Origin of the sequence: Ruminococcus sp. 5_1_39BFAA, assembly GCF_964240875.1 — a bacterium.
Classification (GTDB): domain Bacteria; phylum Bacillota; class Clostridia; order Lachnospirales; family Lachnospiraceae; genus Blautia_A.
The window spans coordinates 1-21,502 of the sequence record NZ_CAXSVO010000024.1; the positions used below are offsets into that span (position 1 = coordinate 1).

At 45.8% G+C, this 21,502-nt stretch carries 19 protein-coding genes and 1 pseudogene; 1 reads left to right on the forward strand and 19 read right to left on the reverse strand.

Annotation, left to right across the window (positions count from 1 at the left end; all coding sequences use genetic code 11):
- Window positions 1–49: 49 nt before the first annotated feature.
- The 15 genes from ACESZH_RS18270 to galE form a co-directional block, all read right to left on the reverse strand.
- Window positions 50–592, reverse strand: coding sequence for a hypothetical protein (locus ACESZH_RS18270; protein ID WP_373218253.1), 543 nt, complete (start codon window positions 590–592; stop codon window positions 50–52).
- Window positions 593–743: 151 nt separating this feature from the next.
- Complete coding sequence (locus ACESZH_RS18275) at window positions 744–1,430, reverse strand: D-lyxose/D-mannose family sugar isomerase (protein WP_373218251.1); 687 nt, start codon at window positions 1,428–1,430, stop codon at window positions 744–746.
- Window positions 1,431–1,445: 15 nt separating this feature from the next.
- Window positions 1,446–2,591 (reverse strand): ROK family protein, encoded by a 1,146-nt coding sequence (locus ACESZH_RS18280; protein WP_373218249.1) that lies wholly within the window; start codon window positions 2,589–2,591, stop codon window positions 1,446–1,448.
- 2 nt (window positions 2,592–2,593) lie between these two features.
- Window positions 2,594–5,722: an alpha-mannosidase gene (locus ACESZH_RS18285; protein WP_373218247.1), complete on the reverse strand. Its 3,129-nt coding sequence runs from the start codon at window positions 5,720–5,722 to the stop codon at window positions 2,594–2,596.
- A gap of 20 nt (window positions 5,723–5,742) precedes the next feature.
- Window positions 5,743–6,597 carry a carbohydrate ABC transporter permease gene (locus ACESZH_RS18290; RefSeq protein WP_373218245.1) on the reverse strand — a complete coding sequence of 285 codons (855 nt, stop codon included), beginning with the start codon at window positions 6,595–6,597 and terminating at the stop codon, window positions 5,743–5,745.
- A gap of 9 nt (window positions 6,598–6,606) precedes the next feature.
- Window positions 6,607–7,503, reverse strand: coding sequence for a carbohydrate ABC transporter permease (locus ACESZH_RS18295; RefSeq protein WP_373218243.1), 897 nt, complete (start codon window positions 7,501–7,503; stop codon window positions 6,607–6,609).
- Between the two features lie 74 nt (window positions 7,504–7,577).
- A complete protein-coding gene (locus tag ACESZH_RS18300; RefSeq protein WP_373218242.1) occupies window positions 7,578–8,891 on the reverse strand; it encodes a sugar ABC transporter substrate-binding protein in 1,314 nt (437 codons plus the stop codon).
- A gap of 198 nt (window positions 8,892–9,089) precedes the next feature.
- A complete protein-coding gene (locus ACESZH_RS18305) occupies window positions 9,090–10,574 on the reverse strand; it encodes a C69 family dipeptidase (protein ID WP_373218240.1) in 1,485 nt (494 codons plus the stop codon).
- Between the two features lie 99 nt (window positions 10,575–10,673).
- Window positions 10,674–11,510 carry a hypothetical protein gene (locus ACESZH_RS18310; protein ID WP_373218238.1) on the reverse strand — a complete coding sequence of 279 codons (837 nt, stop codon included), beginning with the start codon at window positions 11,508–11,510 and terminating at the stop codon, window positions 10,674–10,676.
- 356 nt (window positions 11,511–11,866) lie between these two features.
- A complete protein-coding gene (locus ACESZH_RS18315; RefSeq protein ID WP_373218237.1) occupies window positions 11,867–12,259 on the reverse strand; it encodes an RNHCP domain-containing protein in 393 nt (130 codons plus the stop codon).
- A gap of 207 nt (window positions 12,260–12,466) precedes the next feature.
- The gene (locus ACESZH_RS18320) at window positions 12,467–12,925 is read right to left on the reverse strand and encodes a GNAT family N-acetyltransferase (protein WP_373218235.1); all 459 of its coding nucleotides are present in this window, start codon (window positions 12,923–12,925) and stop codon (window positions 12,467–12,469) included.
- Between the two features lie 49 nt (window positions 12,926–12,974).
- Entirely contained in the window at window positions 12,975–13,244 is a 270-nt protein-coding gene (locus tag ACESZH_RS18325; RefSeq protein ID WP_373218233.1) for a CD3324 family protein, read from the reverse strand.
- A 291-nt stretch (window positions 13,245–13,535) separates the two neighbouring features.
- Complete coding sequence (locus ACESZH_RS18330; protein ID WP_373218231.1) at window positions 13,536–14,900, reverse strand: MATE family efflux transporter; 1,365 nt, start codon at window positions 14,898–14,900, stop codon at window positions 13,536–13,538.
- Window positions 14,901–14,929: 29 nt separating this feature from the next.
- Window positions 14,930–15,643 carry a tetratricopeptide repeat protein gene (locus ACESZH_RS18335; protein WP_373218230.1) on the reverse strand — a complete coding sequence of 238 codons (714 nt, stop codon included), beginning with the start codon at window positions 15,641–15,643 and terminating at the stop codon, window positions 14,930–14,932.
- 201 nt (window positions 15,644–15,844) lie between these two features.
- Window positions 15,845–16,861: a UDP-glucose 4-epimerase GalE gene (galE, locus tag ACESZH_RS18340; protein WP_373218228.1), complete on the reverse strand. Its 1,017-nt coding sequence runs from the start codon at window positions 16,859–16,861 to the stop codon at window positions 15,845–15,847.
- Window positions 16,862–17,027: 166 nt separating this feature from the next.
- Here galE and ACESZH_RS18345 point away from each other — a divergent pair, with 166 nt between their 5' ends.
- The gene (locus ACESZH_RS18345; RefSeq protein ID WP_373218227.1) at window positions 17,028–17,912 is read left to right on the forward strand and encodes a helix-turn-helix domain-containing protein; all 885 of its coding nucleotides are present in this window, start codon (window positions 17,028–17,030) and stop codon (window positions 17,910–17,912) included.
- Here the strand turns inward: ACESZH_RS18345 and ACESZH_RS18350 are convergent.
- From ACESZH_RS18350 to ACESZH_RS18365, 4 genes and pseudogenes are all read right to left on the reverse strand, one after another.
- A pseudogene (locus ACESZH_RS18350) lies at window positions 17,910–18,098 on the reverse strand (type II toxin-antitoxin system HicB family antitoxin); the annotation flags it as partial. The gene ACESZH_RS18345 and the pseudogene ACESZH_RS18350 sit on opposite strands and share 3 nt — an antisense overlap.
- 223 nt (window positions 18,099–18,321) lie before the next feature.
- On the reverse strand, window positions 18,322–19,713 hold the full coding sequence (locus tag ACESZH_RS18355) for a GH32 C-terminal domain-containing protein (protein ID WP_373218225.1): 1,392 nt from the start codon (window positions 19,711–19,713) through the stop codon (window positions 18,322–18,324).
- A 24-nt stretch (window positions 19,714–19,737) separates the two neighbouring features.
- Window positions 19,738–20,577 carry a carbohydrate ABC transporter permease gene (locus ACESZH_RS18360; RefSeq protein ID WP_373218224.1) on the reverse strand — a complete coding sequence of 280 codons (840 nt, stop codon included), beginning with the start codon at window positions 20,575–20,577 and terminating at the stop codon, window positions 19,738–19,740.
- Window positions 20,577–21,458, reverse strand: a complete 882-nt coding sequence (locus tag ACESZH_RS18365) for a carbohydrate ABC transporter permease (RefSeq protein ID WP_373218222.1) — start codon at window positions 21,456–21,458, stop codon at window positions 20,577–20,579. The genes ACESZH_RS18360 and ACESZH_RS18365 overlap by 1 nt, the downstream gene beginning before the upstream one ends.
- Window positions 21,459–21,502: the final 44 nt, after the last annotated feature.

Genomic DNA, 21,502 nt, shown 5'->3' on the forward strand with positions numbered 1-21,502 from the left:
TTCTTTTAATTATTCCATATATTAGAAATATTTTCCATAGAAATATTACTCAAAAATTAATGCAATTTTGTACTAGTGCCGATTTGCAATTTGTAAAATAACCCGGATTGGAAGAAATGATTTCCTTCAAGTATTCTGATTCATGTTTTAACAGGTTCTGGTTCTGCTCACGGTAAATCCCCGGCACCATATCATAGATCCAGTTTCCATGGCCTCTGTAAACACATTTATGGTCTTCCACCGGGTCGATCTTAAGAATAATGTCCATAAATTCCGCCAGCGTTTTCGCTGCGTATACTCGGACTTCATTCAATCTCTTTTTGCTGTCCTCCTGTCTGTATACAGTTAATATCCGGTCACCAGTAAGCTTGATTCTTTTGCTCCCGTATGTTATCTGTGCGTTTCTGAAATCCTCATCCTCGCTCATGTACTCCTCAAGCTTAGCTGAAAAACCCGGGAAAACATACTTGCTTTCATCCACCACACAAATTTTATTATTAAATATCCTCCCTGCAAATATCTCAATAGATCTGTAAAATTTTTCTTCTTGTTCCTGATAGTATTTTTCCAGTTCATCATAGCCTACATTCATAATTTTACTCCTTATTCATGCTGTCCATGTACGCTTCCTCATCTTTTTAAGTATATCACACTATCCTCAGATTGAATACCTGTCTCATAAAATTGCAGCGGCAGGATCCTTATCTCAAAAGTAATCCTGCCGCTGCAATTTTTCGCTCATATTATTCTTCCGGTGCCGGGGGATATTCGTTGCAAAGCAAACGATAAGGCGGTTCATCCTCTTCTATTGCCGGAAATCTTCCCATTTCCTCATAGAAACGGTTATCCGTATTGTCATCATTGCACTGGGACACCTCGCCGATCAGCACATCTCCGGTGCCCGGCTTTACGTCAAAATCATGATACTGGTGAGGCCATATGGTAATGCTCTCTCCGGGCTTTAATTCCACACCGGTTCCAGCCGGAACATAGTAGGATCTCCCGTCGGAGTTTACCAATACATCCGTATCCGCCAGTTTTCCCTCTCCATCGTCATTATATACGTGGATGATCAGAGTGCCTCCGCCCCGGTTAATAATATCTTCACTTTTTACCCAGTGGAAGTGCATAGGGGAATGCTGACCTTCCTTCAGCATCAGATACTTCTCCGCATAGACCTTTTTATATTTTTCCATATGCTGATTGCCGTTACGCAGGGTGATCAGCGCAAAGCCAAGCTTTTCCCAGTTTCCCAGTCCGTAATCCGTAATATCCCAGCCAAGCATATTGTCACGGATCTCATCGTATTCGTGACCTTTTGTCTTCCATTCCTCCGGAGTCCAGTTACAGAAGGGTGGCAGTTGTCCGCCAAGTTCCCTGATCAGATTTTCCATATATTTGATGCAATTGTTAATTTCAGATCTTTTCATGTGATCGCCTCCTCTTTAATTTTTCAGCCACTTCGCTACCAGCAATTCCGCCCCTGCCAAGACATTGGCCCTCTCAGGCAGGGCAGATGCCAGTATCTCAATCTCTCTCTTTTTAAATACACGTTTACTGATGATATCTTTCATTTTCTCTGCCAAATACTCAAAACGATACGCCAGGCTTCCGGATAATACCACTGCGTCAAATCCCACAACATTCGCAGCCGATACAATAGCTTCCGCCAGATATTCTGCTTCCTCCTCAAGTACTCTGGAAGCAGTCGGCTCCTTCAAAGCTGCCATATCCACGATCTTTTTCCAACTGTCAAGCTGTATATTTTCCCTTTTGGCCCGGTCTACGATGTTTTCAATAGCCGCAAAAAGCTCCACGCACCCACGGTTTCCGCATTGGCACAAAGGGCCGTGTATATCAATGGAAATATGTCCGAATCCGTTCATATCCCGGAAGCGTTGTCCCTGGTGGATCAGCCCGCTTCCCAAACCGCAGTCCGCACAAACCTCCAAAAAGCTGTCATATTTTCCGCGGATACCATAAACATTTTCCGCCAATGCCAGAGCAATAATATCGTTTTCAAGAAGTACCTGACATCCAAATTTATTTTTTAATCTTTCCACAATGGGAACATTTTGAAACCTGCTGAAATTGGGCGGATTCAAGATTATCCCCTCTTCTGAATCAAGCGGTCCGGGCGCAGAGATCCCAATTCCCAAAAATTCTCCCGGCATAGGAGTGTCCTCCATTATTTTCCCGATGCACTCCTCCATTACCTCCATCGCCCCGTCTGTTTCCCTGGGCATTGCTTCCATCCAAAATTCCCGGTATCCGAAAATCTGACCTTTCAGATCCATCATGCCCATTCGCAGGCAATCTCGCTTTAAGGAAATGCCCAGGGCATATGCAGCATCCGGATTTATCTCAATCGCAATCGACGGACGTCCCCCTCGTGCTGCCTGATGCGCACCTTCACGAAGGATCCCATCCTCGATCAATTGATTGATAATAATAGAAATACTTGCCCTGGTAAGCCCCATCCTCCTGGAAAGCTCTATCCTTGAGCAGGCTTCCAGATGCAGCATTTGGAGTATCTGGCTCCGGTTGCTCATTTTTACTTCATTTGCATTCAGACCGCTGATCTTAACCATAATTATATTGAATCTCCAATTCGGAATAATAATGTAATAACTTCATAAGGATGAATGGTAAGCCGAATGTCCTTTTCCTTACAAAATTCTCCGACCGGTTCTTCCATCAGATTGGCTTCAGCCCACTCCTGGTACCCGAATCCTGCTTTGACCACCAAAGCTGTCTGTGCTCCGGCAAATTCATGGAAACGCATTACCAGGTATTGTCCATCCTCAGAACATTTTACGGCATCTACAGACACTGTTTCAACATTGAATTTTACAAAATATGGCAAATTCAGCATTCCTTTTACACAGTGGAGAGGGTTATTCAGATAAAAGGCACTTTTCTCCGTATCACTGTGTGCCACATCGCCTCTGTGGGGATACAGAGAGTAGGTAAACTCATGTCTTCCCTGATCCTGAAGATAGTCTGGATTCGTAGCTGTTTTGATTAATGTCAGGCGTATCTGATCATCTTTCACATCACATCCGTATTTGGAATCATTTAAGAGTGCCACACCATAATTTGCGTCTGATAAATCCACCCATTTGTGCAAACAGGTTTCAAATTTAGCAATATCCCAGGAAGTATTCCAATTGTTCGCCCTGCGCACATTTCCGTATTGGATATCATAGGTAGCATAGGTGGTCCTGATGTCTGCCGGGAATGCCACTTTCAGCAATTGGTGCGTCTCGTGCATATCCACAACTGTCCCGAAATCAATTCTCCGGTCTTTCGCATACACCTGCAGATCCTGCCAGATACACGAATCTCCGTATTTCCAGACCAGCTGGAGCACTGCGCTCAAAGGCCCGTTTTCTGTCATCTTCATTTCAACCAGGTCTTCCACCTCGTGGACCTTCTCCTGGTAAAACAAATTGATGTTCCACGCGTCGCAGATCACCGGCTTGTCCTCAAAGAACTGCAGTACATTTGCCCTGTGTCCCGGTTTCACCACCTGCCGCTGGTTCTCCAAGTCATAAAGCGCTTCGATCTGCCCCTTTTTGTTCAGATAGATTTCATAATACGGCGTATGCAAAACAGAGCCATCCCAGCTAAAGGGTACTTCTGTCTCCTGTGCTGGCTCTCCCAGCCTCCGTTTTTCAACTGGTGTAATACTCATTGGTTCTGTTTTTGCCCATATGTATGTCTTATTGCCAATAACCTGCGTCTGACATTTCTCCCCGCCGATGTAATAGGCTTCTCCCTCTTCCAGAGCTTCCGCTTCCGCAAGCCCTTCATATACCCAGGAGCCGTTATTGATCACAGAAATGCCCTCGCCCTCTGACATAGCTGCAATTGCATTCTGCTCTACTGTCTTTGCAATCTCTTCCGCCTGCTGGTATTCCTTTTGAGAATCCTCATAAACCTCGCGGATCGCAGAGCCCGGTATCACATCATGAAACTGGTTGCATAGGATCAGCTTCCAGCCTTCCGTCAAATCTTCCTGCCACTTCCTTGCCAGCGCACCTTTTTTCAATGCCGCCATGCTGGCAATCCATTCGCTCTCCCTGTAAAGGAATTCCAGATATCGGTTCATCCGTTTATTATAGGCATGGCTTGTATAGGTACCGCGATGATTTTCCAGATAAAGCTCTCCGTCCCATTCAGGGAAATAATTACGGGTCCCATCCACCCTCTCCTGAAGCCGCTCAAAATAGTCCCCCACATTCCCATGCTGAATATGCGGCAGCCCCGGAATACGGTCTATGATCCTCCTCTGTTCCAGCTCCTCGCGGTTTACGCCGCCTCCTCCATCGCCGTAGCCATACGCCATCAGCAATTCATTTGTCAGGCCTTTGTTCCGGTAATTATTCCAGATCCCATTTACGGAACCGGGCACCATCTCTCCATTATATGTGTAATACCAGCTTCCCTGTTCTTCCGCCGCCGCAGGCGTAGTAATGAAATGCGTCAGGATCTTTGTCCCGTCAATACCCACCCAGCAGAAGGTATCATATGGCATCTGATTACATTCATTCCAGCTTATCTTTGTGGTAACAAAGGTATCTAAATTACTTTTTTTCAGGATCTGAGGCAGCGCCCAGGAATATCCGAATACATCCGGCAGCCAGAGGTACCGCATGGTTTTGCCGAATTCTTTTTTCGTAAAAGCATTTCCCAGCAAGATCTGTCTTGTCAAAGATTCACCGCTTGGAATATTGCAGTCCGCCTCGATCCACATACCGCCGTCAATCTCCCAGCGCCCCTCCTTGACTCTCTGACGGATACCCTCGTAGATTTCAGGAAAATCCTTTTTCAGCCACTCGTAAAGCTGAGGCTGCGACTGCAGAAAGGTGTATTCCGGGTACATTTCCATCAGCCTGAGTACCGTAGAAAATGATCTGGCACATTTTTCCCGTGTGTGCTTATAACGCCAAAGCCATGCCACATCAATATGTGTATGGCCAATACAGATCAGATCCACTAACGCTTTTCCATCCATTCCGGCAAGCGCCTCATCCAACTGCTTCCAGGCATCCGCAACAGAATCATAGAATGCTTCGCTGCCTTCTCTTCTCCAGTCAATGAGCAGAAATGTCTGATCCAGAATACTGAGAAGCCTGCTTCTTTGAGGATCATTTGCAGACAGAAGAGGTATTGTTTCCAGGATCATTTTTCCGGTATAATACAGACCGTCCACTGCTTCATCCATCCATGCACTGTAAGCGGTTTTAAACTGGTGGGTCAGTTCACGGGGCACACCGCCGCCTTCCAGCCCTGACCATAGGCGAAAGATCAATGAAACCGTCTTTCCTGCATATTCTTTTGGAAAGAAAACTTCCTGATGGTGGGTATCAACGCCCTGATATGGCTGTCCCTCTACATACAAAAGCGCTTCAAATCCATAGTTGGAGCATGGACCTGTCAGTCCAAAATCAAATACTCCCACCAACGGATGCTCCTTCCATTCCTCTGGAAAAGAAAGCTCACATCTCAGCCACAGATACCTGTCACGTCCTGTCCATGTCTGGCCCAGAGATGCCGTTTTCCAATTTTCTTCTTCTCCGGGAAGGGGAGGACGGATCTCATCCGGCGCACATTCCAGGATCCTGAGATTTTCCGCCTGCCTCGCCTCTCTCATTCGGAATTCTCCCAGAGCCTCCACGCGGCTTTTCAGCTTATCTTCTTCAAAAAAAATATTCATGTTTCCTCCTATTGGCCGCCCTAACCTTTCACAGCTCCTGCGCTTAATCCTTCTACCATGTATTTCTGCGCAAACGAAAACAGGAAGATGGTCGGAATCAATGCCAGTATAGAGCCTGCTGCCATCTCGCCCCATTTTACATCGTATTTCAGGATCAGGGAATTCAAGCCTACCGTGATAGTCTTATACTTTTCTTCGTCAATATAGTACGTTGCCATAAAGAGTTCGTTCCAACTGTTGATAAAATCAAAGATCAGCGTTGCTGCAATTCCAGGCTTCATCAGTGGAAGGGAAATCTTCCAGATTGCCTGCAGCCGGTTGCAGCCATCTATCCTTGCCGCCTCTTCCAGCGAATACGGCACTCCCGCAAAAAATCCCCTCAGTGTCACCACAGAAAATGGAATACACATATTCACATACAGCACAGGCAATACAAAATAGGTGTTGCGCAAATGCAGCTTTGTCAGGATCTGGTACATAGGCGCCAGAGTGGTAAAAATGGGGATCATCTGTGTTACCAGGAAGAAAACAAGAATCAGATTTTTCCCTTTAAAGTCATATCTTGCAAGAATATATGCCGCCCCAAGGGCGATAATTACAGCTACAAAGCTTGCCGCGGCAGAATAGAAAAACGAGTTTTTCACATAAGTGATAAAATTACCTTTCCACAAAACCTCAATATAATTTACCAGACTTGCCTTTTGGGGCCAGTAAGTAACCGGAAAGGCATAGATATCGGTCATGGAATCCTTTAATGAAGTGTTCAGCATCCAGTAAAAGGGAAACATTACAACGATCAGATAGCAAAGCAGAAAAATCCCTTTTACAAATCCGTTTCTTTTTTCCCGCGCACGACGTTTGCTCAAAGTATTCATATCTGCCTCCTATTCTGTGTCACTCAGGTTCAGCCTGCTTACATAAACCGCCGCAAATACGGTAAGGATCACAACGCAGACAACGCCTGTTGCACTTGCCATTCCATAGTCATAGGAGTCTATGTATTTCAGCATCAACGTGGTAATGATCTCCGTTGACCCGGATGGTCCTCCTTTTGTCATGGTATAAATGATCTCCGCAAAATTAAAGATCCAGATCACACGCAAAAGAAGAGTCAGCTTCAAGACTGACGAAATGCTCGGAACCGTAATGCTCCGGAACTTCTGAAACGCAGTAGCGCCGTCCACATCCGCCGCTTCATATAAGTTCTTATCGATCCCGCGCAGGGCCGCAGAAATCATGATCGTAAAGTAAGGAACCCCATACCAGATATTTGTCACAATACAGCACGCCATTGCCGTCTCTTTCTGTGCAAGCCAGCCTACAGGTTCGCTGATCATTCCGATCCTCATAAGAATATCGTTGAATACTCCGGAGGTACCATTGAACATCCATCTCCACATAAGCGCGATAACAAATCCCGAAACTGCCCACGGAAAGAAGATCAATCCCTGATAAAGGGAGCTTCCGAAAAATTTTTTACGGAGCACAAGCGCAAGCCCGAATCCGATGACAAACTGGAACAGCAAAGAAATCGCCACCCATTTCAGGGTATTTCCGGCTGTTGTGTAAAACTCATTTGTCAGCGATCTTTTAAACAGCTTTGTAAAATTTGCAAAATTGTTCCAGTAAATATTGTTGATATTGGTCAGTTTGTAGTTTTGAAATGCCATGCCAATGCCTTTCAGCATGGGATAATAGGTAAGGCACAGCGGGATGAGCAGCGCCGGCAAAAGCATCAGTATGATAAATTTTCTGCTCTTTCTCTTGTATTTATTTCCCATCGTCCACACTCCTTTTCCTGAGGCACAAGTTTAAATAAGGGAGCAGAACCGCTCTGGCCCTGCTCCCTGCCTCATTACCAGATCTTTCCTTCTGCCTCAAAGGCTTCTGTCCAAAATTCATCCAGCCATCCAAGAAGGTCGTCTGCAGAAATCTCATCGCTTAAATATTTCTGAAGAACTGTATCAACCTCTGATTTGTAGGTTGCATATGCTTCATAATCCATACATGGATATACGAAATGGTATGTGTCGTCTTCTGCATATTTCAGATAAGTCTGGTATTCATCACCCTGGAAATAATCAGAAGACTCAAATGCTGTTGTATGAATGGGAAGTGTACCATTCTGTGCCGCGAACTCGGTGTTATTTTCCGCACTGCTCAGGAACATGATAAAATCTGCAGCTTCGTCAGGATGCTCGCTGTTTGTGGTAAGTCCCCAGCCGCCATATCCGTTGGGGAGGCATACATCGCCAGCGTCTCCCGCAGGAAGCGGAATGACATCCCACTGGTCATCTTCCAGGTCACTTACCATCGTAGGAACAGCATCGGAATCCTGAAGAAGGATGGCTGCTGTACCGCTGATGAAGCCCTGCACCTGCTCTGAGAATCCCCATGCAATGGAGTCTGCAGGAGATGCGTTCTGGAACAGCTCTTTAAAATCTTCTACTGCTGCCTTGGCTTCCGGAAGTGTAAAGATCGTGGTTCCTTCATCATCAATAAAATATCCTGCATTGTCGCTGATAATCTTATCATGGCCTACGGCTGCGTAGATCATCAAGTTCATGTTCTCATAGCATCCGCTAACTCCGCGGAAAGAAAATCCATATTTGCTGCTGGCAGAATCGGTAAGCTGTGTCGCAGCATCGATCAGTTCTCTCCAGGTAGTAGGATACTCGATCCCTGCCTCCTCAAAAATATCCTGACGAATGAACACTGCTCTTTCATAAAATCCAAAAGGCATATAGTACGGTTCGTCATCACAAATTACCATAGCTGCATTGGCTGCACCGCTTAAGGTATCCTTTTCATCCCATGCGTCAATGTAATCCTGAAGGTTTACCAGCCAACCGTTTGTAACATAGGTTCTCAGCGTATGATCCCGTATTTCAATAATATCCACGGCATCTCCGCCTGAAAGCATCTGTGCGATCTTGGAATCAGCAGATTCCTGTGCCGGTGAAATGATGTTGATCTTCGTATTGGGATTTAATTCCTCATATTTGTCAGCCATGGAACGAAGCAGCTCCGTACGCTCCGGGCTTGTCAGGGATTCTACCATAGTAATGGTAATCTCTTCCTCAGCAGCAGATGCTGTCACAGGCATGGATACAGCTCCAACCAACATTGCTCCGGCGAGCAGCCCCGATAACACTTTCTTTCCTTTCATAGTGAACCTCCTTTTCTTCTGTGATTTGGTTAATTTGCACATGTTTTCTGTTTTTATGTCTATTATCATATCAGAAATCATCATCTTTGTCAGTTTAATTAACAAAGTATATTATAAAAAATATACAATTTCGTCCAATAAAGTCAAAAAAAGCAGGCCAGGATTTTCTCCTGACCTGTTTTTTGACTATCTAAGACATCACGCATCTGACCTGGAATATGCGTTTTTCATCTGGCAGCTCAGCTCGAACAGAACCTTGTCCAGGGTGTCCAGTGCAGCTTCCTTTACCATATCTGCGATCTTCTGATTAGCCTCTTTTCTCAGCGCCATACGCTTCTGTGCATCCTGCTCCTGCAGAAGTAATTTGTCATAACGATCGATCAGTTCATGTCCCTTTGACATTACCCATTCCTGATATCGCTCGATATGGAAAATCGAGCTGCGGTATGACGCGTCTGCCATGGCTGCGATCATACGGCTGCACCAGTAAAAGTTTTCTGTAGACACGGTTTCCGTAGTGTTGGAAAGATACTCCGGTGTCTCATCCACATCCCCATAAAAGGGCACTAACGCATTGAACGCATTGGAAGCAAAAGCTACCCATTCAATAGCGCAGGTATCCTTTTCATGCTCCGGGCGCATCTGGATCACGGAGACAAAATCATTCCGGTTTATGCCGATGGAACGGTACGCTCCTTGCATGGATTTATCCCCATAAGCCCCGTACGGGTCATAGGGAGTTCCCTGGAAATGTGAGGAAAGAACATATTTCACATCCTCCACAGTAATCTTCTTCTCCGGAACCATACACCACGGCAGATCATCTGAGCCAGGGGTAAATTCTGCCTGGGGACCATCCCAAACCTTTGTCCTGGGGTTTAAGCACCGCAGCATATACCATGCACGCGGCGTATTATACACATGGTCCGAATCATCGTGGCTTCCGAACGCATCCCGTGGATTTATTTTTCCGTCCAGTGACAGATCCAGATGATACTCCCGGATAAATTCCCTCATGTCCGGGGAACACATATATTCCTTCTGCTCCGTCAGAGCATCGTCAAGGTCAAAGCGATCCAGACCAAGCTGATTCGGCATCACCACATAAGCCTCATCCGGCACACGTCTGGCGATCCAGTGGTGCCCGCCAATAGTCTCCAGCCACCAGATCTCATCCACATCCTGAAAAGCGATGCCGTTCATCTCGTAGGTCCCGTATTTTTCCAAAAGGCTTCCCAGCCTCTGTACTCCTTCCCTGGCGCTGTGGATATAGGGAAGCACTATGTATACAATATCTTCTTCGCCAATTCCTCCGGGGATTTCTGCTTTTCCATCTTTTCCCGGCTTGTAAACCTTTAGCGGATCTGCGCCCAGCACACGGGGATTGGAGGTAATGGTCTCTGTTGCAGTCATAGCCACCTGCGCCTCATTGATACCGCTTGCCGCCCAGACTCCTTCTCCCGCTACCGCATTGGGCATCGCCGTATACCGCATGGGGTTATCCGGAAGCTCAATTTCCACATGGGAAAGTACAGATTTATAGTGTTTCGGCTGCTCCTCCGGCTGGATCACCACAAATTTCTTCGCCGTAAAATGCCCGGAAGCGGAATCATCGTTCCGCGCAATCATGGTAGACCCGTCATAAGATGCTTTTTTTCCAACAAGAATCGTAGTGCATGCCATAGTTAATTATTCTCCTTTGTATTCATTTTGGTGTCCTTGAAAATTCTGATTCCAAACGCCGATGCTTTCTTCAATGTGGATCGTGCCCTTGGTGTCAAATCAAAGCCCGTACTCTTCCAAAAGCTTTTTCCGAAGCCTCTCATCTAAAATTGACCGGATAAGCTCTTCATGTCGTCCATCCTCCACAAGGAGCCTATTCAGCGTATTAATCCGTTTTTCCCCTGCCTCCATACCATCCTCAAATCCTTCTCTTCGAAGTGTTCTCTCATGCAGTTCCGCGTCATAATCCTCCAAAAACATCGCACTTACCTCCTTACGGTGCACCCTCAGGATGTCAGCCAGGATTCCTTCCGCAATACATTCGTCTGTGGCAAGCTCTACTGCTTCCTCCGGCTTATGACCTTCCCGGATTTTCTCGCGGATTCGGTGGATGAACATGGAATATTCCAACAGCGGCCTGCATCCTTCCAGAAATTCCCGGTTCTTTCCATAGTTGATGTTTAGGATCAGGACTTCGCATTCCAACGCAGGCAGCGGCACGGTTTTGGAGCCGTAGATATCATATCCCTTTTTCTCCACGTATTCCCGGTAAAGCCGTGCAAAATACAGTACACCCCGTAAGGGCATGTTTCCGTTCCAGCTTCCCTGATGCTCTACCAGATACAGGTTCATATCTACCAGAAAGGATATATCATTTTTATATCCCAGATACACCACATTTTCCAAAGTGGTAACCGCCAGCCCGTCTGCATCCCGGTAATCTGACTGGTTGAGGGCATTATATAGTTGTAACAGTTTTTCCTTGTCCCGGAATATAAACCGGAACAGCGTATCTTTATGTGTCCTCTGCACCGCAGTGCCTTTATCTGAAGTAGGGGAAGCCTGACTGGTAACGGGCTTCCGTTTTCCATGGTTCTTATTATTTCTCTTTCCCATGACTACCTCCATTATAATCGAATATCCTGTAATTTCAAACCAAAATCACTCTAAATAGACAAAAAACCAGACACGGGCACCACCTCTTTCTGAAATTAAAGTATAAAACTGGAAATTTTTTTGGCGAACACCAATGAGAATCAAAGAAATTAATTTGATATTTTCAAAATAACATATTTCATTATAAATGTCACATTAAAATTCTCTAAAATCATGTTCTGCGCAATACTGCCTTATATCATACAATCAGATTTGTTTTTCAAACATTACCATCACGTGGGAACAGCATCGGAGCTTCCTTTCTCATGTCTGGCAACACAAATGCAGCCCGGCCTAAGCCGGGCTGCACCTGATCGTTATAGTTCTTCCATTCTTTCCACCGGAAACGGCGGCATTGCTATGGGACGCATGGCAATGGACATCAGCTTCACAGGGTTGTCATCTGCGGCAATGCGATTTGAACTGAAGGCCCCGCATCTGCTGCATCGGTGTATGATTGCCCATTCCCTGTTCTTTTTCACCCATACCGCCACAGGTTCCATGTGACCGCCGCAGTCAGAGGCTCTGTCTCCCGGCTCAATGTCAACATGAAGACTGGTCAGGCAGTTGGGGCAATGGTTGCGGTGACTGCTTCCTGCTCCCGCCGGAACTACCAGACGTCCGCAGGATTTGCATGTAAATGTCTCATTGCAGGCATGATTTTTATAGTATCCCTTTTCAAAAGATTTTCTTTTATTTTCTCTGTTCATTTAATTTTCCTCCTGATAGGTTTCTGTTATCACCCCATTGGGAGGAGGTGTGATCTGTCCGACACCAGCCTCCCGGCTATCGTGCGGACTCCACATAATGATTATTCTTCATAAAACAATTCTCCTTCTTTATCAATTTTATAGCGGTTCAGCGCCTTACGAATACACCTCAAACCACATGTAAAACCACCTCATACCGTGATCTTGTCATGATCTGTGGATATACATTCTCGATGCTTCCGGTTCGCCCTCTCCCTGGACCATACACAAAAATTCCCATCCATACCGTTCATAAAAGGATGTGTGATCCGTCACCAGGTACAAGGTGCTGATTCCCTTTTCCTTCATATCATCGCAGACAACAGCCAGCATTTTTCCCGCAATTCCCTGGCAGCGGTATGCTTCTTCCACATAAACTGCGCACACATTCGGCGTCAGGTCCTTTCGGTCATGGAAATCATTTTCAATTACGCCTAAACCACCAATGATCCTGTTCCCATCCAAAGTAACATACCACTGCGGTACGGCACTCATTCCTTGCATACATTCTTCCATACTTTCTGCATAAGCTTCCAGCGGAATATTCCATTTCTCATGAAACCACAAAGCAGCATGCCCTTTCAGTTCCTTTTTTTCCGATATTTTTAAAATCTTATATTCGCTCACTCCATTTACCGAAAACCGATATCCGCCCATCTGCAGATATCAGTTTTTGTCACTTCCTATATGTTCTGATGATTCTTTGTATACTTTTTTCCGTCAGGCAATAGCTTTCCGCCAGCTCCTTAACAGTATCTCCGGACTGGTATGCAGTATATATCTGCTCATTCCGGCATTCCAGATCCTTTTTCGTATCCGTCCCGGATCCCCAGGAACGCTGACAGCCCTCTTTTCTTGGAATATAGATGGTCTGTCCGTCCACATATTGCTGGATCAAAGCCAGCACTTCCTTTGGCAGAACCTCTTCTGCCCTCAAATAGCCCATGGTCATCCTCCTGAATTTTATTCTTTCGGATCCGCAACGGCTATTACAACTTATCTTGTGTCTGCAATAGCCATTGCTATGCAACCACTGCATATCTTTTCATATGACAACCTCCTTATTAATCAACTTTATTGTAACAAAGGAAAGCGTTTCTGCCAACCGCATGATTAGTTCGAATTATTTATGTTCCCGGATTTCGTTATTCCACTCCGTTCACATAGAACACCTGCGCAGCACACCTTCGGTGTCACAGAATATCTCCAGTGAACAGTAGCGAATGGCTCTTTTTTTTCAATTCCTACGATCCTGTAAACTGCTGAACATCCTTTTCAGCACCAGCACTGCGGCGATGGCCAGTATCACCTCCGCCAGAGGCTGGGCATAGGCCAGACCGTACAGCGGGAAGAAATGATTCAAGACCACAAGTGCCGGGATTTCCAGCACGATCTTACGGAGTATGGCAAAAATCAGAGATTTCTTTCCCATACCGCAAGCCTGGAATACACTCACGGCAATAAAATCCATGCAGAGGAAGGGAAGTGTCAGACACAGCCCTCTCAGGAAACGGCTGCCATATGCAATGATGGCTTCGTTTTTCATAAACAGGGAAATTAAAGTTCCCGCGCACAAATAGTAACCCAGCGTAATAACTACCAGGAAGGAAAGCGACAGTTTCACGGTGAAAAGAATCGTATCCTTCATTCTTCTGCGGTTTCCGCTGGCATAATTATAGCTGACCAGCGGCATGATCCCCTGCGCAATACCAAGCGCAACCTGTAATGGCACCATATTGATCTTCTGCGCAATCCCCATAGCTGCCACTGCATCAGAACCAAAGGCAGAAGTAAAGTTATTCAGCACCGTCATTCCTGTAACGTTCAGAAGATTCTGGATGGAAGCAGGGATGCCGACCGCACATACCCCCACAACGATCGCTCTGCCAAAACCAAACTGTTTCGGATTAATACAAACATAAGTCCTGCCTCTTTTTACAAACAACAGCACAAAGAAATAGATGCAGGCTGCACAGTTGGAAAGAAAGGTTGCCAGACCTGCCCCTGCCGCCCCCATATTCAGACCCCATGGCATAATAAAGATGGGGTCCAGAACAATATTTAAAAGACATCCGCTCATTGTTCCGATACTTGCATGAAGGGATGCACCTTCCGCCCGTACCAGATACGCCATCACCACATTCAAAATCGCAGGCGCAGCTCCGCAGGTAACAGTCCATTTCAGATATTCCCCTGTGGCGCCGGCAGTTTCCGCATTCGCTCCCATCATACTTAAAAGCGGCGTATGGAACACAGTATAAAACAGAGAAAACAGCAGGCCGCAGATCAGGGCGCAGTAAAATCCAAAGGCAGAGCTTTTGTAAACCTTATCGTAATCCTTCTGTCCAAGAGCGCGGCTCATCATGCTGGAGCTTCCCACACCGAAAAGATTGTTCACCGCATTAAAGGCCAGCAGTACCGGAGCTGCCAGTGTCACGGCTGCATTTTGCACCGGGTCATTGATCATTCCAACAAAATACGTGTCTGCCAGATTATATATAACCATAACAAGAGAACTGATGACCGTCGGAACCGCCAGATTCATAACTGCCTTTGGAATCGGCATCCGTTCAAACAGTTCAGTTTTCTTTATATCTTCCAATTAAATCCCTCCATCTCACTGCCATTTTTTCAGTTAAACGGCAGTTCTTCATCATCTATGTCCTCAAAATTGAAGTCTTCATCTGCTCCTATTTCGTTGAAATATTCCTCCAGCTCCCTGTCATACTTTTCCAATGCTTTTGTAATACGTTTTTCTGCCTTTTTATCGCCTTTTACCTTATACAGAATTTCTGCCGCGATAAAAATAACATCATTATCCTCAGAACATTCCGTATCCTGGGAAATGTATTTTTTCACCACTGCTTCTGCCCCGTTCAGATCCTTCATTCCCATTCTGGCATAAATAAGAGCTGCCGCTGCCTGAATGCTCTCCGGTTCTTTTCCGTACCAATCCTCGCAAAACTCCAGGGCCTCCTTATTTTTTCCCAGACATCCCAGGCTCGATGCTATGCGGAAATACAGATCAGAAGGGCTGTCCTCTTTCCACTGAAACAGAGCCAGAAGCTTCTTGCATACCTCTATAAGCTTTTCATATTCCTGACGCATATCAAGCTCATCAAGATAATCCTCTGTCCAGCCGCATACATCGTGTTCAAAATCTGTGCTGTCATCCAAATCCACAAGCTCCCTTGCAAAATCCGGATCATTCCCCCGTCCGTCGCTGATAATATCCAACAATACGGCAAAGGCTTCGTTCCAGACCTCGAAGCCTTCTCCCGCTCCAACCATGTTACTGTAACTCTTACCTGTCAGCACATCGAATTTTTTCCACAGTTTATTCATGAACTCTTCCTCCCGTTAGACTTTATGATGGTCGCTTTAATCTTTTTTTAAATTCTAACACCCCTCGCATATTTGCGCAATCCGAAATGTATTACAAGCTTAAAAATACGATAAAAACCGCACCATCCAACGAATCCTATCGCCAAGATGATGCGGTTTCAATTTTACCATGATATCACGCCAGCCCGCCGGAAATCACCCTCACTCCTCATATCCGTTCGGATTATGGGACTGCCAGTTCCAGGAGTCTGCGCACATATCCTTAATGTCATACTCCGCTGTCCAGCCAAGCTCCTTCTCTGCCTTGGACGCATCGGAATAGCAGGTCGCGATGTCTCCAGGACGGCGTGCCTTGATCACATATGGGATTTTTACACCTGTAGCGGCCTCGAAATTCTTCACAATATCCAGTACGCTATAGCCCTTTCCGGTTCCCAGATTATAGATGCTTAAGCCTGATTTATCCTCAATCTTCTTCAGCGCTTTCACATGACCCTTTGCAAGATCCACTACATGGATATAATCTCTTACTCCTGTTCCATCCGGAGTATCATAATCATTTCCGAATACGCCCAGCTCTTTCAGCTTGCCCACGGCTACCTGTGTGATGTACGGCATCAGATTGTTAGGGATACCGTTGGGATTCTCACCGATGGTGCCGCTCTTGTGAGCGCCGATCGGATTAAAGTAACGAAGAAGCACTACATTCCATTCCGGGTCTGCTTTCTGGATATCCGTCAGGATCTGTTCCAGCATGGATTTTGTCCAGCCGTATGGATTGGTACACTGGCCCTTCGGGCATTCCTCTGTGATCGGGATAATAGCCGGATCACCGTATACGGTTGCGGAAGAGGAAAAGATGATATTCTTCACGCCGTGTTTTCTCATTACATCTACCAGAGTCAACGTTCCGGCTATATTATTCTCATAATATTCCCATGGTTTTGCCACGGATTCACCTACTGCCTTTAAGCCTGCGAAATGAATGCAGGAATCAATCTGCTCTTTTTCAAAAATATCGTTCAGCGCATCTCTGTCCAGGATATCGGCTTTGTAGAATTTTACAGGCTTTCCTGTGATCTTCTCTACGCGCTCCAGGGATTTCTCGCTGGCATTACTTAAGTTATCCAGTACCACCACATCATATCCTGCACTCTGCAGCTCTACTACTGTGTGACTTCCGATGTAACCTGCCCCGCCTGTTACTAAAATTGCCATGATTTTTTACTCCTTCTGCATGCTTGACTTTGTTTCTGTTCGTATTATAATGAGATAAAAGGGGTATTTCAACGGATATATTGCACAATACTATAAATATATTGAGGTTTAACAACCATTTAGCAGTTGCACAACTGTGAAGATGCCAAACCACTGAGAGGTTTTTATGCAGATACGGACGGATCGGAATCAAAAAGAGATAAAGGCGCACGGCACCTATGAATTTCCTGTGAGAGTCAGCCACGAATGGCTGTCCAGCTTTGAGCGCCGCTCCTTCATGTGGCACTGGCATCCTGAGCTGGAATGGACTTTTGTTATGGAAGGGGAAATCGAATATCAGATCAACGACCAGGTTCATCGCTTAAAGCCCGGCGACGGAATTCTTTGCAATTCCAGTATGCCCCACACCGGCCGCCCGGTAAATGACAAGGACTGCCATTACATCTCCACCACCTTTCATCCCCGCCTTTTAGAAGGCTATAAAGACAGCTTCCTGAAAGAAAAATATGTAGATCCCCTTGTGGGAAATCCCTCCCTTCCATGTCTGATGCTCTCCCCGGATGTTCCATGGCAGGCGGAAATACTGGATAAGCTGCGGGAGATCAAGTATCTGTACCTGGATACGGAACAAAAGGATGACTATGATTTCCGGATCTATCTTTTGCTGCTGGAGATTTGGATGACAGTATGCCGCCATGCCCCCAGCTTTCCGGAAAATCAGATATCCTCCCTGTATGTGACCCGCTTAAAGCAGATCCTCTCATATATCCACACCCATTATGCAGAAAAAATAACCCTGGAGGATATCTCCCAGCAGGTCAATATATGTCCCAGCGAATGCTGCCGTTTTTTCAAAAAGAACATGCGGGAATCCCTGTTTGACTATCTTCTGAACTACCGGATCGAGCAGAGTCTTTCCCTCCTTGGAAAGGAGCTGCCCATCACTGAGGTCGCCTCCCTGTGCGGCTTTTCCAGCCCCTCCTATTTCTCAAAGGAGTTTCGAAAACGCATGGGAAGTACGCCCAGGGAGTATAGGAGACTGCTTTCCTGACCCCGGCTCATGGATCTCAATTCCCTGTTCCAGTGCAGCTTCAAGCCATCTTTTTTTCGCATCCAATGCGTTTGCTGCCGCAGTTTCTATGGTTTCACCACATGTCATACACCCTGGAAGATCAGGATAAGAAACTACAAATCCGCCCTCATCCTTATCTTCTATAATCTCCATACGGTATGGCATTCGATAGGTGCATAATGCCGGCGGGCGTGTTCCTGGTGTCGAATTTGTTTCCCATACCAAATGTAAAACAATCCAGAGCTGAAAGCTAAGATAACTTTCAACTCTGGATTGTCATTCGTCCGCTCTATATAAGCTGCGGAATTACTGCAATTTTCCGCAATGCATCTGCTGCGCTGCCCAAATCGCAATACGGCAGACTGCATCCCCTAAAAATCAAATATTTTTATTTCTTCAATCCTCTTGCAATACTGCAGTTCGTCACCTTCAGGCTTCCTTCGGATGCAAACAGGGACAGGGATTCACCCATTCTCTTATAGGCTCTTACGTTCAGTGCAACGCCGTTCACGTAGAGAGTAGCAACGGTATCATCTACGATCATACGGATATTATATTTCTTTCCCGGTTCCAGGCGGATGGGGCGCTCCAGGCCGATGTTCTGGTTTGCGGGCCATGGCCAGTTGGGGCATTTCTCGAATACGAACCGGTTTTCCGGAACATGGAACATATACTGGTAGGATTCCGCATTTTCCTCGTTCTCATAAAAACGCACGCCGAATGCCCTTGTTCCCTCGGTAAATTCCACATCAGCCTCGAATTTGAAAATGTCTCCGCTATCTCTGGCGATCACCTCTTCGGACCGCTTAGCTGGCGTATCGATGACAAAATCCTCAACCTTTTCTTCTTTGTCAAAGGCGTTCCATACCGTTTCCGGGATTCTCACTCCAAGGGTTCCGTCCTCTCTCTGATAAACCTCATGCGCCATAAAGGTGCCTGCCCAGATAAAGTTCTTGTCATCGTCATCCTCGTCCTTTGTTGCCACCCAGCCGAAAAGGATTCTCTGACCGTTCAGGCAGAAGGTACGTCCGGCATAGTATGCCCTTCCGTCAAAAGCATCGTCCTCCGGTGCGATCCACGGTCCATCCAGGCTCTTGCTCATACGGTAGACCATTTTGCTTCTGTCACTGTACTCCGTCACGATGTGATACCACCAGTCACCCATTTTGAAAAGGTCTGGCATCTCGTGCATGGTGTAAAGATCCGGTGCCCAGAAATCCCCTTCAAATTTCCAGTTTTTCAGATCTTTTGAAGTAAATTTCACGGTTCTTCCGGTCTGTCTCGTCTTTGGTCCTTTCAGTCTTGCACCCAATATCAAAAGGTACTGGTCATTTTCCTCATCCCTGATCACCCACGGATCTCTCCAGTCATCCGGATCATAACCCTCCTGTGGGGTAAAGGTCAGGGTATCCTGGGTTTTATGCCAATGAATCAGGTCATCGCTGTAAGCGTGCATCAGAACCTGGGACGGCTTTCCCAGCGCCGGATAGTCCCGGTTATAGCCTGTATAGAAAATATGATACTGACCCTCTCCTTCAAAAACGCTTCCTGCAAAAATAAACTGATCCTGCTCTTCGTCTGTTCCTCTGGGCACAGCTACGCCTCTGTCCTCATAGTGAACAAAATCCTTCGTAGTTGCCAGATCCCATCCGAATGGCTCTCCAAAAGGCCCCGGCTTTCTGGTATCTCTCTGATGGTAAAGGTAAAATTCATCTCCATGTCCGAATGGCATACAATCTCCAAACCATGTGTTTGGGAACTGATAATATAATTTATTCATTGTCTGACCTCCTGTGAATTAATATCATCCCTTTACAGCCCCTGCTGTAAGTCCTGCCAGCATCTTTTTGCTGCATAAGAAATAGAAAATGAAAACCGGAATTACGGTTACCGTGATCGCTGCAAAGGTTGCACCCCAGTCCGTAAGTCCCATGCTTCCTACGTAGTCATTCAAGCCCAAAGTTACAGTTTTCATGTCCGTAGATCTGGTAAAAGTATACGCATTAATATACTCATTCCAACAGAATACTGCCTGCATGGTTGCCACCGTAATAATGGAATTCAGTGACATTGGCATTACCATTTTAAAGAAGCATCCGATTGGCGAACATCCGTCTATGATCGCTGCTTCCAGCATCTCCTCCGGGAAAAACTTGCTGAAGGAATAAAATAACTGGATAGAATAAGACAGTGAAAATGCTATCTGCGGAAGTATAATAGCCGCATAAGTATTGATTAATCCTAACTTATTAAATATGGTAAAAAGCGGAATCAGCGCTACCTGCATAGGAAGCATCAGCCCCAGCAGGAAGTAGTTCAACAGGAGCTTTTTACCTTTAAATTTAATCTTGCTTAAAGCAAATCCTGCCATTAAAGCAATCAAAAGCAGCGGGATCAGCACGCCTACCAGAACAATAATACTGTTCTTAAAGTAGGTCGGCATATGGCTTTTTGTAAAAACGGTAATGTAGTTATCCAGGTTCAGAGCAGACGGCAGTGCGTATGCAGGCAGCTTTCTGAAATCATCCAGCGACTTAAAACTGGAGGTAAACACATACAAAAACGGATATACCTGGATGATCACAAGCAAAATCGCCAGAACCCATTTGACGATGCTGCCCGCAGTAACTTTTTGCTTTCTCATCAGTCGTCCTCCTCCCCTGTCAGTTTACGGAATACCATTCCCACTACCAGACATATGATCACGATCATGATCGCTACAGAGCTTCCGTATCCATACTTCATGCTGGTAAATGCCTGTTTATACATATAAGTTGTCATCAGTTCTGAGGCATTTCCCGGACCGCCGTGAGTCAAAAGATAAGAGAACTCAAAGGATCTTAAGGAACCGTTCAATACCAGCAGACAGTTGGCAATAATAACCGGTTTAATATAGGGAACCTTCACATAATAATACTCCTGGAAGGTGGAAGCCCCGTCAATCAGCGCTGCTTCTCCAAGCTCACTGGGTACACCGATCAGCGCCGCATAGAAAATAACCATGTATAATCCAAGGTACTTATATGCCTCTACAAAAGCTGTTACATACAGAGAAATCTGTGGATTGGAAATCCACTCCATCAGCTTAAGAGACGGATCAATAAGCGATAACACCTGATTTACAATACCCGTAGGTGTAACGGATAATAATTTCGTAAAGATCTGGCAAATTGCCACGGAGGAGATGACTACAGGTATGTAATATAAAGTCTGCAATGCAACTCTTCCCTTTTTGATCCTGCTTAACAGGATTGCAAACAAAAGTCCGCCGAATACCTGAATCGCAACGTTGATCACTGTATAGATCAATGTATGCCACACTGTAGACCGGAACACCTCATCCTGTGTAAGAAGCTCAATATAGTTCTTCAGGCCCACAAAAATTTTTTCACCTACACCGCTCCAGTCAAAAAAGCTATAATATCCTGCCCAGATAATCGAAACAATTACAAGTGCGGTATAGATCAGAAAGGCAGGAAATATGAATAAAAATATTATGGATTTCTTTCCGAATGCCTTCTGCACAACGTCCCTCCTCTCTCTTTAAAAGAGACTGGCGAAAAACCCTC

What these genes read in the sequence shown, in the direction of transcription:
- ACESZH_RS18295 (WP_373218243.1), bottom strand. Translation starts at nt 7,503, where the DNA reads ATGGGAAATAAATACAAGAGAAAGAGCAGAAAATTTATCATACTGATG.
- ACESZH_RS18315 (WP_373218237.1), bottom strand. Translation starts at nt 12,259, where the DNA reads ATGAACAGAGAAAATAAAAGAAAATCTTTTGAAAAGGGATACTATAAA.
- ACESZH_RS18280 (WP_373218249.1), bottom strand. Translation starts at nt 2,591, where the DNA reads ATGGTTAAGATCAGCGGTCTGAATGCAAATGAAGTAAAAATGAGCAAC.
- ACESZH_RS18335 (WP_373218230.1), bottom strand. Translation starts at nt 15,643, where the DNA reads ATGAATAAACTGTGGAAAAAATTCGATGTGCTGACAGGTAAGAGTTAC.
- ACESZH_RS18300 (WP_373218242.1), bottom strand. Translation starts at nt 8,891, where the DNA reads ATGAAAGGAAAGAAAGTGTTATCGGGGCTGCTCGCCGGAGCAATGTTG.
- galE (WP_373218228.1), bottom strand. Translation starts at nt 16,861, where the DNA reads ATGGCAATTTTAGTAACAGGCGGGGCAGGTTACATCGGAAGTCACACA.
- ACESZH_RS18275 (WP_373218251.1), bottom strand. Translation starts at nt 1,430, where the DNA reads ATGAAAAGATCTGAAATTAACAATTGCATCAAATATATGGAAAATCTG.
- ACESZH_RS18310 (WP_373218238.1), bottom strand. Translation starts at nt 11,510, where the DNA reads ATGGGAAAGAGAAATAATAAGAACCATGGAAAACGGAAGCCCGTTACC.
- ACESZH_RS18325 (WP_373218233.1), bottom strand. Translation starts at nt 13,244, where the DNA reads ATGGGCTATTTGAGGGCAGAAGAGGTTCTGCCAAAGGAAGTGCTGGCT.
- ACESZH_RS18305 (WP_373218240.1), bottom strand. Translation starts at nt 10,574, where the DNA reads ATGGCATGCACTACGATTCTTGTTGGAAAAAAAGCATCTTATGACGGG.
- ACESZH_RS18355 (WP_373218225.1), bottom strand. Translation starts at nt 19,713, where the DNA reads ATGAATAAATTATATTATCAGTTCCCAAACACATGGTTTGGAGATTGT.
- ACESZH_RS18270 (WP_373218253.1), bottom strand. Translation starts at nt 592, where the DNA reads ATGAATGTAGGCTATGATGAACTGGAAAAATACTATCAGGAACAAGAA.
- ACESZH_RS18285 (WP_373218247.1), bottom strand. Translation starts at nt 5,722, where the DNA reads ATGAATATTTTTTTTGAAGAAGATAAGCTGAAAAGCCGCGTGGAGGCT.
- ACESZH_RS18360 (WP_373218224.1), bottom strand. Translation starts at nt 20,577, where the DNA reads ATGAGAAAGCAAAAAGTTACTGCGGGCAGCATCGTCAAATGGGTTCTG.
- ACESZH_RS18290 (WP_373218245.1), bottom strand. Translation starts at nt 6,597, where the DNA reads ATGAATACTTTGAGCAAACGTCGTGCGCGGGAAAAAAGAAACGGATTT.
- ACESZH_RS18345 (WP_373218227.1), top strand. Translation starts at nt 17,028, where the DNA reads ATGCAGATACGGACGGATCGGAATCAAAAAGAGATAAAGGCGCACGGC.